The organism is Candidatus Alcyoniella australis (assembly GCA_030765605.1).
GTDB lineage: Bacteria > Lernaellota > Lernaellaia > JAVCCG01 > Alcyoniellaceae > Alcyoniella > Alcyoniella australis.
This window is the reverse complement of the sequence record JAVCCG010000146.1, coordinates 38,888-53,771: the sequence shown is the minus strand read 5'-3', so window position 1 is coordinate 53,771 and position 14,884 is coordinate 38,888. Positions and strand designations below refer to the sequence as shown.

Sequence of the window (14,884 nt, the reverse complement as noted above, 5' to 3'; positions counted from 1 at the left end):
GGCCGATGTAAAGTTGCATTGGGCTGTCCTCCTCAAAGTTTGTGTCGTATGAGCACGTTTAACGTTTGAGGCTGTTTTATCAAACAGACCTCGAGGACAGCCCTCTTTCATGTATACGCAGCAAGGCTCGCGTACTTTTCTGGTCGTTGAGCAACGACCCGCCCCACGTCGGCGGCTTATTTTGGATTAAACTTCCGGCTCGGCAATGACGATGTCCTGTTGCTCGCACATCCGTTTGAATCCGGTGACGCGTCGGCCGAACAGCTCCATCTCCAGGGCCGTAGTGGGGCAGTTGTTGACGCAGCCCATGCAGGCGATGCACTTGTCGTGGTCAATGCTGCGCGCGGCCAAGTCGATGGCGCCCACCGGGCATTTGTCCTGGCAGGCGCCGCACTCAATGCACGTCTCAGGGTCGATGCGGTGTAGGTTGATCGCCTGCTTGGTCCACCAGACCGGGGCGAACATCGTGCCCAATGCCGCGATGTCGAACTTGTGTTCGATCGGCGTGATCCGTCCTGCGCGCACCGCCTGCAATACATCGGCGGCGAAGTTGCGGGCGCGCTCGAACTGCTGTTCGTCGGGCAGGTTCCTGTAGCGCAGCACGCGTTTCAGCCCGCTTTGCGTGAGGTAGAACGGCGAAAAGGTGTTCATGTTGGAGAACAGCTCCATGCCCACCGTGGCCGCTCCCCGCTCCGCCGCGATCTCCAGGATATGGCAGGCGGTGTTGTGCTCGTTGTGCCCGTCGTTGCCATAGGTGACGTACGAGGCGCAGGCGGACTTGCCCAGGTCGGGCAGGCGATCGAGCCACTGGAGTACGTTGGGTGGCAGATCCATGAAGTTGACCGGCGCGCCCAGCAGCAGCAGGTCGTATTGCGCTGCCTGCTGTGGATCGACTTTACGGATGTCGCTTGCCAGCACTTCCAGCCCTGCCGCGCGCCAGGTCTGGGCCATCAGCTTGCCCATGCGCGCCGTGTGGCCGGTCTGGCTGTACCAGGCCACCAGGGCGGTTTTCGGATCGGTGTTGCCGATCGCCCGCGGCGCGTCGTGCGCCGAGCAGGAGCTTAAATGCGCCCCGGCCGCCACGCCGCCCAGGACCGCGGTCGAGCCGATGATGAATTTTCTGCGGCTGCTCATGTTTATCCTCTCCACGGGCGTGCTTAAACTCTACGCTGGCCTCTCGATAGTTTCAAACTCTAATAATGACCCCATCCTGCCGACTTGAATGCTAAGGCCTTGACCACTCGTACCGCGACCCGTAAAACATTCTATTGAGCGGGCGGCTGCGCCCGGCCTTGAGCCTTTTTTTGGAGCCAGGATGAAAACCGACACAATACACCGACCTAAAGTAAAAGCCGCGTCTTGGTGGTTGGTCATTGTCGCGCTGATCGCCGTGCTTGCGCTGGCGCTGCTGGCCACCTGCACTGATGGCGACGATGACGATGACAACGACCAAGGCGAACTCGACGATTGCGGCTTTGCGCTGATGGAGGTCCCCGAGGGCTGCGATAGCTGTCATGGGGCTCCTCCGCAGACCAGCCGCCACCCGGACAACATCCGTTGCTACCGCTGCCACGGCTACGTTGTCGACCAGAACTGGGAGTTCGTCGATGCGGAGCGGCACAACAACGGCGAGGTCGACTATGCAGTGGGCTGCAGCTCGTGCCACGGCTGGAACCTGGGGACCTCGCCGCCGCAGAACCTCGAGGGCTCGTGCGATGTGCAGGAGCAAGGCGTGGGCGCGCACGCGGCCATGCGGCGAGACGCCATTGACGCGCACAAGGTCAACTGCGTCAACTGCCACGTGGTGCCAAACGGCACCTGGAAGCCTGGGCACATCGACGGCGACAACGTGGCCGAGATCAACTTCGGCTTCATGGCGACACACGACGGCGCGCAGCCCAGCTACGATGGCGAGACCTGTTCCAATGTCTACTGCCACGGCGCGACCCTCAGCGGCGGCGATCACAAGCAGCCGGGCTGGTGGGATCAAAGCGGCGACGCCTCACGTTGCGGCGCCTGCCACCGCCTAACCGATCCCCAGGGCAACGCCGACGCCGACTGCAACTCGTGCCACCCCAGCTCGGTGGACGAGAACCAGCAGATATTGCCGTTGGGCAGCCACATCAACGGCCACATCGACATGCCCGGCGAGCAATAGGAGGGGCCGATGGACAGACGCACGTTTATCACGACCACGACCGTCGGGCTTTTCTCGACTCTGCTTTCGACCTCGATCATGGCCCAGGACCTGCCTCTGGGTTTCCAGGATTGGCGGCCGGGCGATCCGCTGAACAAGAGCGGCCCCGCGCCGTTGCCCGAGATCACCGCGGCGGTTGACGTCATCGTCCCGGCCGACCCGGAGATTCCCAACGACTTCAAGGGCTCGGACTATCACGGCGACTGGGTGCTGGCGGCCTACCTCGAGAACGTGGGGCAGTACGCCGTGGCGCTGATGCTCAACAAGTACTCCAAGCAGGCCGTGGGCAAGTCGTTCTTCCTCGACTGCGACGACGCCGAGCGTCTGGCCGCGATCCGTGCCTGGGTATCCGAGCGCGAGGAGCTTGCGCCGCTGATCAAGGACATGCTCACCGGCCTGCTGACGATCTCGATGATCGGCACCTTCGAGGAGAACACCGAGGAGGAGTGGAAGGTACTGTTCGAGTCAATGAACTGGTACGACCCGCAAGATCCCACCGGCACCTTCCGCTACCCGTGCGAGGGGTATCCGGATTGCCAACAGTTCCCGGTGGCGCTGAGGAAGGGGTTGAGAAATGGCGATTGATACAGCTGACGTCGTAATCGTCGGAGCTGGCGCCGGAGGCGCTACCCTTGGCGGCGAGCTGGCCGAGGCCGGGGCTAAGGTCGTATTCCTCGAGGCCGGCGACGACCTGGATATTACCTTTGGCTCGCCCGACCACTTCGCCGACAGCCAACAGTTCCTGCCGACGATCAACCTGTTTTGGCACGAGGAGTTCGCCGGTCGGCGCTGGCGCACGGACATGGGCGAATGCGCAGGCGGAGGCACTACGACTTACGGCGGCGTGCTCGAGGAGTCGACCCCGCGCGACTATTCCCAGTGGCCGTTCAGCCACCACGAATTTCTGCCATACATCGACCTAGTTAAAGAACGCTTCCACGTCTACCGCTGGCCGGTCGACGAGATGAGCCACTACGCCAAGCTGTTCAACGAGGTCTCGGGCGGCGAGCTGGTGCCGATCCAGTCGGCTTTTAATCGCGAGCCGTGGTTCGAATACGGCGTGTACCACGACCGCTGTCGCCGCTGCCGCTGCTGCATCTTGGGCTGCCGCTACAACGCCAAGGCCAACGCGCTGACTATCACCCTGCCCAAGGCCAAGTGGTTCGGCGCCGAGGTGCGCGACAACTGCTGGGTCACGCGGCTGAACACCAACGCCGCGGGGACCAAGATCGAGAGCATCACCTATCTCAAGCGCACCGGCGGCAACGCGATGGGTATGGGCGAGCATGTTGAGGAGCACACGATTTACGCCGAGCGCTTTGTGCTCGCCTCGGGCTCGATGATCACCCCGATGCTGCTGCACTGGTCGGGTAAGAACGGCGAGGCGTTGGCCAACTCCTCGGGCCAGGTCGGCCGGAACCTGCGCGGACATTTTTTCCGCGCCACCTACGGCGTGCTGCAGCGCGAGGACGTGCGCACATATCAGGGCCAGGTGGTCGAACTCAACGACAACTACAAGAATTACGACAACGGCTTCCTGATGGAATACAACATGGCCTCGCCGCCGACCTACATGGGCGGCATGGTCGAGGTGATGGAGACCGCCGACCTGATCGACTTGCTGGGTCTGAAGTTCAAACGGTTGATGCGCTACTTCCCGCGCATCGCCTGCTCGGCCCCGCTGTGCCGCTCCTACGACAACGGCTTCACCGAGAATTTCGTGCTGCCCCACCCGTCCAAGACCAACCGCTACGGCGATCCGCTGCCCGTGGTGCAGTTCGAGCCCAACGCCCAGGAGCGCCAATGGGTCGAGACCTCTTGTGAGCACTCACGCTCGTTCCTGCGCAAGGCCGGGGTGATCGACGAGTACACCTTCGCCGGCGGCATCGACGTAGTGCACAAGGTCGGCACCTGCCGCATGGGGACCGATCCCACGCAGGCGGTGACTGACCTCGACGGCAAGGTCCACGACATGGACAACCTCTGGATTGCGGACGGCAGCCTGTTCCCCGCGCCCCTGTTGGCCAACTGCGCGTTCATCATCTACGCGTTGGCCTACAAGGTGGCCGATGGTATGTTGGGCCGACCGAGCCGGATGAATCCGCCGGAGAAAAAGCAATAAACCTATCTCACACGATAAAGGGGGCTAGCGATGCGTAAAGACTTTTTATGGATCTTGTTGGCGCTTCTGCTGTCCTTCGGGCTGGTGCTGGGCTCCGTGGCCTGCAACAGCGGTGACGACGATGACGACGGTGATGATGACGACGACGTCGTCGACGACGACGATGATGATACTGTTGATGATGATGACGACGACGATGCCACGCCTCTGCCCGTCGGGCATGACCCGGCCTCGAACTGCGTGACCTGTCACAGCGGCGCACACGACGGCGCCTATAACAGTGAGACCATTCCAGACAAGTGCCTGGAGTGCCACGCGGCACAGTAAAACGCGCGAGCGCCTCGGCATTGACGGCGTACAGGTGGTTAACGCTACGGTGCCGGGCTACAACAGCTACCAGGCGTTGAGGGCACGCTGATCAAGCTGCAGCCCGACGTGGTGTCTATCTGGGCAACAACGAGATGTACGGCGAGTTCGACTCGCCGTCCCAGGTGCACGCCGACAATCTGCTGCTGCAATTCAAACGCTCGCTCTATCGCTCATACTTCATCACTGTGCTGCGCAACTGGATGCTCTCCTCGGAACTGATCTGTGATTCGATCCCCCGGCGCAACGGCGTGCTTTCCCTCGACTCGTTTGAGCGCAACCTGCGCGCCATCGATTCGCTGTGCCGGGCCAACAACGCCGACCTGGTGCTGTTCAGCGTGCCCACTCAACTGCATGCCGAGACGAACTACAGATCCGCCCTGGATTCCATGCGCGCCGAGTCGTTCTACGAGCAGGGGGTCGCGGCGTTGGAGGCAGGCGAGCCGCAACGGGCGATCGGGTTGTTGAAAGCTTCGATTGCCGAGCAGCCGATCAACCTGCAAGCGCATTACGTAACGGCCTGGGCCTACGAGGCGCTGGGCGACTGTCGCGCGGCGACGCGGCACTATCAGGCGGCGATCGACTGCGAACCCTACCTGGGGCGAACCACCTCGCAGATGAACAGTCTGTTGCGCGAACTGGCCGTCGAATTCGACGCGCCGCTGCTCGACCTGGAGCAGATCTTTCGCGCAAACGATTGCCGCGATGGGAACGGGATCGTCAGCAGCCGCTACTTCGCCGATCACATCCACCCCAACCCCGAGGGCCAACGGCTGATCGCCGGACGGATCGAGCGAATCCCCTCGCAATAATTTCGGCGGCTTGCGGACCGGCCTTGACTGCGATCGGCGTTCGGTGTAGAAAATTGTCTGCCGGAAATAACTGAAGCTAAATTCACTTTCATTTATGTCAAACGTTGCCGAAAAGCGTGACAACCGCGGAAACGTCAAGTTCCGCAGGCTCAAGGACCAGCGCCGTGGACAGATCATGGACGCCGCGCTGGTGCTCTTTGCCGAGCGTGGGGTCTCCGGAGCGGCCATCGCCGACATCGCCGAGTCCGCGGGGATTTCGGTCGGCACCTTCTATCTGTACTTCGAGAACAAGGACGAGCTGCTGCTGGCGCTGCTCGACGACGCCATCGCTCGGCTGCGCCAGATCCTCGGCCGGGCCTTCGCCCGCGGCCGCGGGCCGCTGGACAGCTTCGAGCGTAGCGGCCGGGCGTTCTTTCGCGAGTTCTGCAACGACCGGCGCGAGATGCTGATTTTGGTGCTGCGCGAATCCGTGGGGCTCAGCCCGGAGATCGAACAGCAGCGCATGCGCGTATTCGAGCTGCTGATCCACGACATCGCCAACGCGCTGCTGCGGGTCAGCGGCAGCGGCGGGCGCCGCGCGCGGCGCCAGGCCGAGGTGGTCGCGGTGAGCATTCTGGGAATGCTCGAGCGCATGGCCTACCACTACTATATTTGGCAGATCGGCTCCAAGGATTTGCGCAAGGTCGAGCAGGAGGCGTTGGCCTTCATCCTCGATGGCCTGGGCAGCGCATTGCCCAAGGAAGGCTGAGATGCCCCGGCTGCGCGGAGCGCTACACAACCACAGCACACTGTCCGACGGAGAGCTCAGCCCCGAGCAGGTCGTTAAGCGCTACACCGAACTGGGGTTCGACTTCCTGGCGATCACTGACCACGATTATCTGCTGCGGCCCGACTGGCGCGAGAACGTCCCAACCTCGAACAACGGCCTGCTGGTGTTCGCCGGGATCGAACTGACGATTTTCGAGCGCGGCTATGTTCACGTCTCGCAGATCTTCGGCGAGCACGAGCAGCTGCACATCTTCAATCACCCGGGAGAGTACGACTACAGCCTCAAGCAGTTGATCGAGATCATCGAGGCGGTGTCGCACAAGTATCCACTCGACGCAGTCGAGGTCTCGGCCAAGGGGTTCTACACCCCGGAATACGACACCTCCGAAATCCCCTACCCCAAGGTCGCCTCAGACGACAGCCACACCTCGTTCGGCTGCGGCAGGGCCTGGGTCGAGATCGACTGCGTGCGTGATCGCGACGAGATAATCCGCGCGATCAAACGAGGGGAAGCCAAGCCTTGTTTCAGTTGATGGCGGCGCGACTGCCCGCGCAGATGCGGTGCAGTACCAACAGCGCATTCGTTAACGGAGGTGTCGATGGAGTTTTCGTTTACCCCTGAACAGCTCGCCTTCCGCGAGCAGGTGCTCAAGTTCGCATCCAAAGAGATCGAACCGCTGGCCGAGGAATCGGACCTCAAGAGCGAGTGGTGCGCCGAGGCCTGGCGCAAGCTCGGAGAGTTCGGCATTCTCGGTCTGCATTTTCCCGAGGAATACGGCGGTTCGAACGCCGACGTGGTCACCGCTTGCCTGGCCGGTGAGGCGCTGGCCGAGGGGGGTGCGGACGGCGGCCTGATGCTGGCCTACGGCGCACACTCTTTTCTGTGCGGCGACACGATTATGAAGCACGGCACCGAGGAGCAGAAGCAGCGCTACCTGCCCAAGTTGGCCACCGGCGAGTGGATCGGCGCCATGGGCCTGACCGAGCCCGATGCCGGGTCGGACGCGGTCTCGATTCGTACCCGCGCCGAGAAGCGCGACGGGGGCTGGGTGCTCAACGGCACCAAGATGTTCATCACAAACGGCCCGCTGGCCGACGTTGTGGTGGTCTTCGCCGTGACTGACAAAGACGCCGGGCCGATGGGGATCACCGCCTTTTTCGTGGAGAAGGATACGCCGGGATTCAAGGTGGGCAAGGTGCTGCACAAGCTCGGCGTGCGCGCCAGCACGACATCGGAGCTGATTTTCGAGGACGCGCTGGTGCCCGAGGAGAACGTGCTGGGACAGATCGGCGCCGGATTTCTCGTGGCCCTGGGCGCGCTGGAGTGGGACCGCTCAGCGCTGCTCGCGCCGGGAATCGGCGGCACGCGGCGGATTCTCGACCTGGCCGCGCAGTACGCCTGTGAACGTAAACAGTTCGGCCGTCCCATCGCCCAGTTTCAGGCGGTGCAGCACAAACTGGCCGACCTGCGGATTTTCTACGAAGTCGGCAAGCTGCTGGTCTATCGCGTGGCCTGGAATAAGGATCAGGGCCGTCCGATGAACCATCTCGACGCAGCCGTGTCCAAGCTCTACATGGGAGAGCAATCGATGCTCGCGGCGTCAGACGCGGTGCAGATCTTCGGTGGGTACGGATTAATGCACGAGTACCCGGTCGAACGCTACTTCCGCGACGCCAAGCTGACCTCGATCGGCGGCGGCACCAGCGAGGTCCAGCGGATGATCATCTCGCGCTTCGTCCAGGGAGAGCGCTGATGAATTACGACTATACCGACGACCAGAAGGCCGCTTTTGGCAAATTCGAGAAGTTCTGTGCCGAGCGCATCGCACCCAATGCCGATGGCCTGGACAAGGGCTCCCAGAGCGAGCGCGAACGACTGTTGCGCGAAAACGTCGCCGCCCTAGGCGAGTTCGGCTATTTCGAGATGCAGATCCCTGCGCCGGACGGCGGCGGTGCGCCGCTGACCGAGATAGTGGTTTATACCGAGCTGCTGGGCCAGGCCTGCCAATCCACGGCGAGCAGCGCCCTGGCCACAATTCTCTGCGCCAAGGGCATCGGGCGCTTTGCCGCGGACGACGCCAAGCAGCGGCTGCTACCCGGCCTACGCCAAGGCAAGCTGATCGGCGCCTTTGCCGTGACCGAGCCCGGCTGCGGCTCGGATGTCGCCGCGATTGAGACCCGGGCAACTCTCGAGGGCCAAAGCTGGAACCTGCGCGGCGTGAAGACAATGGTCACCAACGGCCCGCTGGCCGATGTCGCGCTGGTGCTGGCTAAAACCGGCGACGAGCAATTCGGCATGTTTTTAGTCGAGAGCGGGGTGCCGGGACTCAAGGCCGGACCTACTTTAGACATGCTGGGCTGCCGAGGGGCGTTAATGTGCGAGCTCCGGCTAGACGGCTGCGAGGCTGTGCTCTTGGGCGAGCCCGACAGTGGGATGTCTCAGCGCGATGAGCTGCTGCTGCCGGCACTGGCGCTCCGCGCTGCTACTGCGGTCGGGCTGTGCCGCGCGGGCTTCGAGGCGGCGGTGACCTACTCGCGCGAACGCAAGGCGTTCGGCAAGCCGATCCACCGTTTCCAAGAGGTGGGCTTCAAGCTCTCGGACATGAAAATGCTGATCGACGCCGGAGGGCTGATCACGCGCAACGCCGCATGGTTGATCGACAGCAACGCCCCCGACGCAACTACCGTGGCCGGATGCGCCAAGGTTTTCTGTAGCGAGGCCGCCTCCAAGGTCGGCTCTTGGGCGGTGCAGGTCCACGGCGGATACGGCTGCCTGACTACGTCTGTTGTCGAACGACTGTACCGCGATGCCAAACCCGGTGAGATCAGCGGCGGAACCAATGAGCTGCATCGCATGGAGATCGCCGCCCAATGCCTACGCCCGTTCAAGTGAAGATCGGAGGAAGACCATGAGCCTGCTCGATTATTTCGCTGAAAAGACCGCCCAATACGCTGACAAACCATACCTGTTTTTCTACGGCCAGGAGTTGTCGTACGCCCAGTTCGCCGACAAAGTTTATCGCCTGGCCCACGGCCTGCGAAAGCTCGGTATCGGCAAGGGCGATTTCGTGCATATCCTGGTCGAGAACTCGCCCGAGACCCTGCTGAGCTACTTCGCGATCCAGCATCTGGGCGCGGTGGCCGGGCCGATCAACGGCTGGTGGAAGGCCGAGGAGATACGCTACCTGCTCAACGACTCTAAGGGCAGCGCGCTGATCATCGGGCCGCACTACCTTGAGACCCTCGACAAGATTCGCGTCCACTGCCCACACCTGCAGACCGTGATCGAAATAGACGGCCCTACGCGCTCGGACCATGTGTCCTTCGAGTCGCTGATCGAGGACTCGCCCTCCGAGCGGATTGCCGAGCTGGTGCTCGACAGCGATCCGGCCTACATCTTCTACACCTCGGGCACAACCGGGCAGCCCAAGGGTGTGTTGCTTTCGCACCGTAACGTGATCGCCGACTTGGAGGGCGTGCAGGATATCCTCAATGTGCCCGAGCTGTGCCGGGTAATGATTTTCCTGCCGCTGTTTCACGTCAACGCGATGCTCTCCTGCGTCTCGAGCATGCAGAAGGGGCACGCGGTTATACTGCGCACCAAGTTCTCGGCCAAAGATTTCTGGCCGACGGTCGAGCAGTACAAGGTCAACTTTTTCTCCGCCGTGCCGGCGGTCTACTCGATCCTGCTCAAGGATCCAGACCGTGCCAAGTTCGATACCAGCTCGCTGATGTTCGGCATCTGCGGCGCGGCGCCGATGCCGGTGCAGACTTTCAACGACTTCGAACGCACCTTCGGCATTCCGATCGTCGAGGGCTACGGCCTGACCGAGGCGACTTGCGTCAGCACGCTCAATCCGCGCGACGGTATACGCAAGGTCGGCTCGATCGGCCTGCCGATCTCGGGCCAGGAGGTGCGGATCGTCGACGAGAATAACAAGGAGCAGCCCGTAGGTGAGCCCGGCGAGATATTGATCCGCGGCAATGCGGTGATGCTCAGCTATTACAACCGCCCCGAGGAAACCGCCGAGGCGATCGACGCCGAGGGGTGCCTGCACACCGGCGATGTGGGCTATCGCGATAAAGACGGCTACATCTTTATCGTCGATCGGATCAAGGAGATGGTGATCCGCGGCGGTGAGAACATCTACCCCAAAGAGATCGACAACGCGATCGCCGCCAATCCCAAGGTGCTCGAGGCGGCTTGCGTGGGCGTGCCCGACACCGACATGGGCGAGGAGGTCAAGGCGTTCGTAGTGCTGCGCGACGGCAAGCAGGCCTCCGAAGAAGAGATCCGCGATTGGTGCGCCCAGCATCTGGCGGAGTTCAAGGTGCCGCGCTATGTCGAGTTCCTCGAACGTGATTTCCCGCGCAATCCGATCGGCAAGGTGCTTAAAAAAGATCTTAAGCGCTGGGCCGTGGATGGTGTGCCCCAGCTCGAGCAGCCACAGGTCGAGGTGGCGGACATCTTCGGCACGATGGAGCAACGTTTCAACTCCGAGCGCGCCGGCGATTTTAACGGCCGCGTGGGCTACGAGATCACGGGCGAGGGCGGCGGCAGTTGGACGGTCAGCGTGATCGACAGCGTCTGCAAAGTAAGCGAAGGGATCGGCGAGGTCGACGTCCGGGTGATGATCGCCGCACGCGATTGGATCGGTCTGACATTGGGCACTCTCGATGGCATGACCGCGTTCGGCGCGGGCAAGATCAAGGCCGAGGGCGATCTGAGCCTGCTGATGGGCCTGACCAAACTGTTCAATCCCTATCAGCCCTAGAAGATTAACAGAGCAGGAGGAACCGAACATGGCTAGACGAGCTGCAATTGTCGCAGTCGCTCAAACGAGCTTCGAGCGCGACAAATGGTACCAACGAATGCAGGGCATGGCCTGGGAGGTGGTCAAACCGATGATCGACTCCACGGGCCTGGACTTCTCCGAGGAGCGCGGCATCGGCCAAGTTGTCACTACCTCGGATGATATTTTCGACGCACGTACGATCTCCGATAATGCGATGACCGACGTGATCGGCGCGCACTACCGTTGCGAGGAGAAAGTCTCGCAAGACGGCGCCCAGGCGGTCTACTACGCTCTGGCATCGGTGCTTTCCGGACACCAGGACCTAGTAATGGTGGTCGGGCACTGCAAGGAGAGCCAGGCCAAGAGCCGCAACATGGTGACGCACCTGGTTTTCGATCCGTTCTTCACCCGGCCTGTGGGGCTCGACCATCTGGCGGCCGAGGGAATCCAGGCGCGGGCCTACATGGACGCCTCGGGCGTCAGCGCCGAGCAGTTGGCCCAACTTGTGGTGCGCTCGCGCAAGAACGCGCAGCTCAACCCGTCGATCAAGGACCTGCCCGAGGTCAACGTCGAGCAGGTGCTCCAATCGCCGATGCTCGCCGACCCGATCCGCGAGCTGATGACCTACCCGGTAAGTGATGGGGCGATCGGCCTGATCATCGCTGCCGAAGAGCGCGTTCCCGAGATCACGGACAAGCCGGTCTGGATAAGCGGTGTGGGCAACTGCATGGACAGCTTCTTCCTTGGGGAGCGCGATCTGGTCGGCTGCTTCCAGCTGGGCAAGGCAGCACAAAAAGCATATTCGATGGCCGGAGTGTCCGACCCGCTAAGCCAGGTCGATCTGTTTGAGATTTCCGACCGCCACGCCTACATGCTGCCGCAGTGGGCCGAGGGTCTGGGTCTGTGCCCGCAGGGCGCAGCGGCCTGGCTCGCGGCCGGAGGCCCCGATGCGCTCAATGTCAACCTCTCCGGCGGACTGCTCGCGGGGCAGCCGATGATCCTCGGCGGACTGGCGCGCGTGGCTGAATGCACGCTGCAACTGCGCGGCGAAGCCGGTCAGCGCCAGGTGGCCGACGCCAAACGCGCCGTGGCCCATGGCATCACCGGGCCAGCCGGACAAATGCAGACCGTCGTGGTCCTGGAAGGATAGGGGGTGGCAAATGGCTAGAAACAGAAACGTTGGAATCATCGGCATCGGCCAGACCAAGCATTCGAGCCACCGCGAGGACGTCAACCAGCCGGAGATGATCCACGAGGCGGTGCGACAGGCCCTGGATGACGCCGGCATGACTATCGACGATGTCGACTGCATCGTGCACGGCAACATGGAACTGTTCGAGATGGTGTTCCAGCCGGACATGTGGCACGTGATCGGCGACGGCTCCTACGGCAAGCCGCTGCTGCGGCTGACCACCGGCGGCACCACCGGCGCCACGCTGGTCTGTGCCGCAGACAACCTGGTGGCCAGTGGACTGCACGACGTAGTGCTGGCCATCGGTTTTGAAAAGCTGCAGGAAGGGCACACCACCGGCGGGATCACCAACATGGCCGATCCGCTGTGGGGCCGCGAGCTGCAGACCGGAGCGCTGACCGGCATGACCGCCGACGCGGTGATCGAGGAGTTCGGCGAGGAACGCGCCAAGAACGCGGCGATGAAGCACCGGGTGATCATGGACAAGCATGCGATGCGCAACCCCAATGCGCATCGGCGCTTTAACTTCTCCGAGGAGATGATCCCGGCGATGGTCGAGAACGTTCCGCCGCTGGTCGGCGAGCTGCGCATCGTACACATGTGTTCGCAGTCCGACGGCGCTTGCGCGATGATCTTCGCCAATGAGGAGATCACCAAGGCACGTTGCGACAATCCGGCCTGGATGGTCGACCATATTACCGTGCATCGCGAGGAGACCTTCAACCTGTTCGGCAACGTCGAAGAGGCAACGACCATGCGCTACGCGGCGGAAAAACTGTTCGGGCGCAACGGCATCACCAACCCGGTGGAGCAGATCGACGTGTTCGAGATGTACGATCCATCGAGCTGGTGGGGGCTGGACTGGATGCGGGAGTTCCTGCTACTCGAGGGAGATGAACACCTCAAGATGGTCGAGAACGACGAGATCGACATCGACGGTAAGTTGCCGATCAACCCCTCAGGGGGCGTGGTAGCAACCAACCCGATCGGTGCAACGGCAATGCTGCGTGCGGCCGAGGCCGCAATGCAGATTCGTGGCATGGCGGGCGATCATCAGGTTCCCAAACCGGTCAACTTGGCGCTGGCCTCGGGCTTCGGCGGTACGCTGTGGACCGTGCTGATGCTGCTTTCCAAGAACCCGCCCCAGCTCAAGGAGGCGTGATCATGGCTGAGTCGAACGTACAACAGAACCTGATCGTCAAACGGATGATCCTCGAGATCCCCCAGCGTTTCAGCACCGGCCCGGTGATGGGACGTTTCCTCAAAGAGTTGCGCGACAACAAGCGGATCATGGCCAACCGCTGCCCCAAGTGCGGACGCTTCCAGCTGCCGCCGCGGGAGGTCTGCGCGATCTGCCGAGTGGAGGCCGTAGAGTTCGTCGAGGTCGGCCCCGAGGGCGTGATCCAGAGCTACGACTTGGTCTACTACGCCAGCCCCGATCCGCTGACCGGCGAGGCGCGTCAGGCACCCTACACCACGGTCAACGTGCTGCTCGACGGCGTGGAGGGCAAGGATACGCTGTGGCACCTGCTCGACGAAACCGACCCGAAGAAGATCAAGCGCGGTATGCGCGTGCGTGCGATCTTCAACGAGCAACGTAGCGGCTCGGTGACCGACATTAAACACTTCAAGATCATCGAGAACGAGTAAGGAGGCCGCGATGGACGACAAGTACAAAGACGCGTTCGTTGTCGATGGCAAGCTCGCTTTGCCCTACCAGTACTTTGCGGGCGAGATCGGCAGCAAGTTCCTGATCGCGCTGCGCGATGAGCAGAAGATCCTCGGTCAGCGTTGCGAGCGTTGCGACAAGGTGTTCATCCCGCCGCGTAAGACCTGCGAGCGCTGCATGAGCGACCTGAGTGAGGCCTGGGTTGAGATCGGATCGCAGGGCGAGGTGACCGACTTTACGGTGATCAACTACGCCGAGCCGTACCAACCGCTCGAGCCGCCCTACGTATTGGCGCTGATCAAGCTCGACGGCGCGGACACGCCGCTGACGCACCTGCTGTGCGAGGTCGACCCGGAGCAGGTGGTTCGCGGCATGCGCGTTGAGGCGCAGTTCGCCGACCAGCGCGAGGGATCGATTCTTGACATCAAGTATTTTAAGCCGCTCTGAGTTTGTTGTTACGAATAATAAAAAAGGCCCGGGGGGTTCCCCGGGCCTTTTGTTTCCATTCGTTGGTTTTACACCCTGCTGCTAGAAGGTAATCCGTCCCTCGATGACCTCGACGTAGTTGGCCCGTAGCGCGGCGGTTCCCTTTTCGCAGTCGTCGACCTGGATGATGATCAGCTGGTTGGTGCTTTTGCGCGCCACCGACAGGTAGAGCCGCTCGATGTTGACTCCGGCCTCCCTCAGCGGCTTGAACAGCGCGTTGAGCCCGCCGGGATGATCCGGGGCGTAGGCTGCGATCACCGGCGACTCTTCGACCTCGTAGCCGTGGCCGCGCAACACCATCACGCCGCGCTGGTGGTCGTCGACCACGATCGTCAGTACCCCCTGGTCGCCCTCGTTGTTCTCGGCGATGGCTTTAATGCTGATTCCGTTGACGCCGAGCAGCTCGCTGACCTTGGAGATATGGCCCGGCTTGTCGGGCATGCGCAGTTTGATCTGGTGCGGCCTCATCGGTTCCT

At 62.3% G+C, this 14,884-nt stretch carries 16 protein-coding genes; 14 read left to right on the top strand and 2 right to left on the bottom strand.

The window, feature by feature from the left end; translation table 11 throughout:
* Positions 1–186: 186 nt before the first annotated feature.
* Positions 187–1,134 carry an EFR1 family ferrodoxin gene (locus P9M14_17790; protein ID MDP8257603.1) on the bottom strand — a complete coding sequence of 316 codons (948 nt, stop codon included), beginning with the start codon at positions 1,132–1,134 and terminating at the stop codon, positions 187–189.
* A gap of 181 nt (positions 1,135–1,315) precedes the next feature.
* On the opposite strand from P9M14_17790, the gene P9M14_17785 reads away from it, so the two are divergent.
* From P9M14_17785 to P9M14_17720, 14 genes are all read left to right on the top strand, one after another.
* Positions 1,316–2,158 carry a CxxxxCH/CxxCH domain-containing protein gene (locus P9M14_17785; GenBank protein ID MDP8257602.1) on the top strand — a complete coding sequence of 281 codons (843 nt, stop codon included), beginning with the start codon at positions 1,316–1,318 and terminating at the stop codon, positions 2,156–2,158.
* A gap of 9 nt (positions 2,159–2,167) precedes the next feature.
* Complete coding sequence (locus P9M14_17780; protein MDP8257601.1) at positions 2,168–2,782, top strand: hypothetical protein; 615 nt, start codon at positions 2,168–2,170, stop codon at positions 2,780–2,782.
* Positions 2,772–4,319: a GMC oxidoreductase gene (locus P9M14_17775; protein MDP8257600.1), complete on the top strand. Its 1,548-nt coding sequence runs from the start codon at positions 2,772–2,774 to the stop codon at positions 4,317–4,319. Before P9M14_17780 ends, P9M14_17775 begins: the two co-directional genes overlap by 11 nt.
* 30 nt (positions 4,320–4,349) lie before the next feature.
* Positions 4,350–4,646, top strand: a complete 297-nt coding sequence (locus P9M14_17770) for a hypothetical protein (GenBank protein MDP8257599.1) — start codon at positions 4,350–4,352, stop codon at positions 4,644–4,646.
* Positions 4,647–4,780: 134 nt separating this feature from the next.
* Positions 4,781–5,497, top strand: coding sequence for a hypothetical protein (locus P9M14_17765; protein MDP8257598.1), 717 nt, complete (start codon positions 4,781–4,783; stop codon positions 5,495–5,497).
* Positions 5,498–5,591: 94 nt separating this feature from the next.
* A complete protein-coding gene (locus P9M14_17760) occupies positions 5,592–6,245 on the top strand; it encodes a TetR/AcrR family transcriptional regulator (GenBank protein MDP8257597.1) in 654 nt (217 codons plus the stop codon).
* Between the two features lies 1 nt (position 6,246).
* Entirely contained in the window at positions 6,247–6,798 is a 552-nt protein-coding gene (locus P9M14_17755; protein MDP8257596.1) for a PHP domain-containing protein, read from the top strand.
* Between the two features lie 66 nt (positions 6,799–6,864).
* On the top strand, positions 6,865–8,019 hold the full coding sequence (locus P9M14_17750; GenBank protein ID MDP8257595.1) for an acyl-CoA dehydrogenase family protein: 1,155 nt from the start codon (positions 6,865–6,867) through the stop codon (positions 8,017–8,019).
* The gene (locus P9M14_17745) at positions 8,019–9,158 is read left to right on the top strand and encodes an acyl-CoA dehydrogenase family protein (protein ID MDP8257594.1); all 1,140 of its coding nucleotides are present in this window, start codon (positions 8,019–8,021) and stop codon (positions 9,156–9,158) included. The genes P9M14_17750 and P9M14_17745 overlap by 1 nt, the downstream gene beginning before the upstream one ends.
* Positions 9,159–9,174: 16 nt before the next feature.
* Positions 9,175–11,040 (top strand): long-chain-fatty-acid--CoA ligase, encoded by a 1,866-nt coding sequence (locus tag P9M14_17740; protein MDP8257593.1) that lies wholly within the window; start codon positions 9,175–9,177, stop codon positions 11,038–11,040.
* A gap of 28 nt (positions 11,041–11,068) precedes the next feature.
* Positions 11,069–12,211, top strand: coding sequence for a thiolase family protein (locus tag P9M14_17735; GenBank protein MDP8257592.1), 1,143 nt, complete (start codon positions 11,069–11,071; stop codon positions 12,209–12,211).
* Positions 12,212–12,221: 10 nt separating this feature from the next.
* A complete protein-coding gene (locus P9M14_17730) occupies positions 12,222–13,415 on the top strand; it encodes a hypothetical protein (protein ID MDP8257591.1) in 1,194 nt (397 codons plus the stop codon).
* A 2-nt stretch (positions 13,416–13,417) separates the two neighbouring features.
* On the top strand, positions 13,418–13,903 hold the full coding sequence (locus P9M14_17725; GenBank protein MDP8257590.1) for an OB-fold domain-containing protein: 486 nt from the start codon (positions 13,418–13,420) through the stop codon (positions 13,901–13,903).
* A gap of 10 nt (positions 13,904–13,913) precedes the next feature.
* Complete coding sequence (locus tag P9M14_17720) at positions 13,914–14,369, top strand: Zn-ribbon domain-containing OB-fold protein (GenBank protein ID MDP8257589.1); 456 nt, start codon at positions 13,914–13,916, stop codon at positions 14,367–14,369.
* 81 nt (positions 14,370–14,450) lie between these two features.
* Here the strand turns inward: P9M14_17720 and P9M14_17715 are convergent, their stop codons facing one another.
* Positions 14,451–14,876, bottom strand: coding sequence for a hypothetical protein (locus P9M14_17715; GenBank protein MDP8257588.1), 426 nt, complete (start codon positions 14,874–14,876; stop codon positions 14,451–14,453).
* Positions 14,877–14,884: the final 8 nt, after the last annotated feature.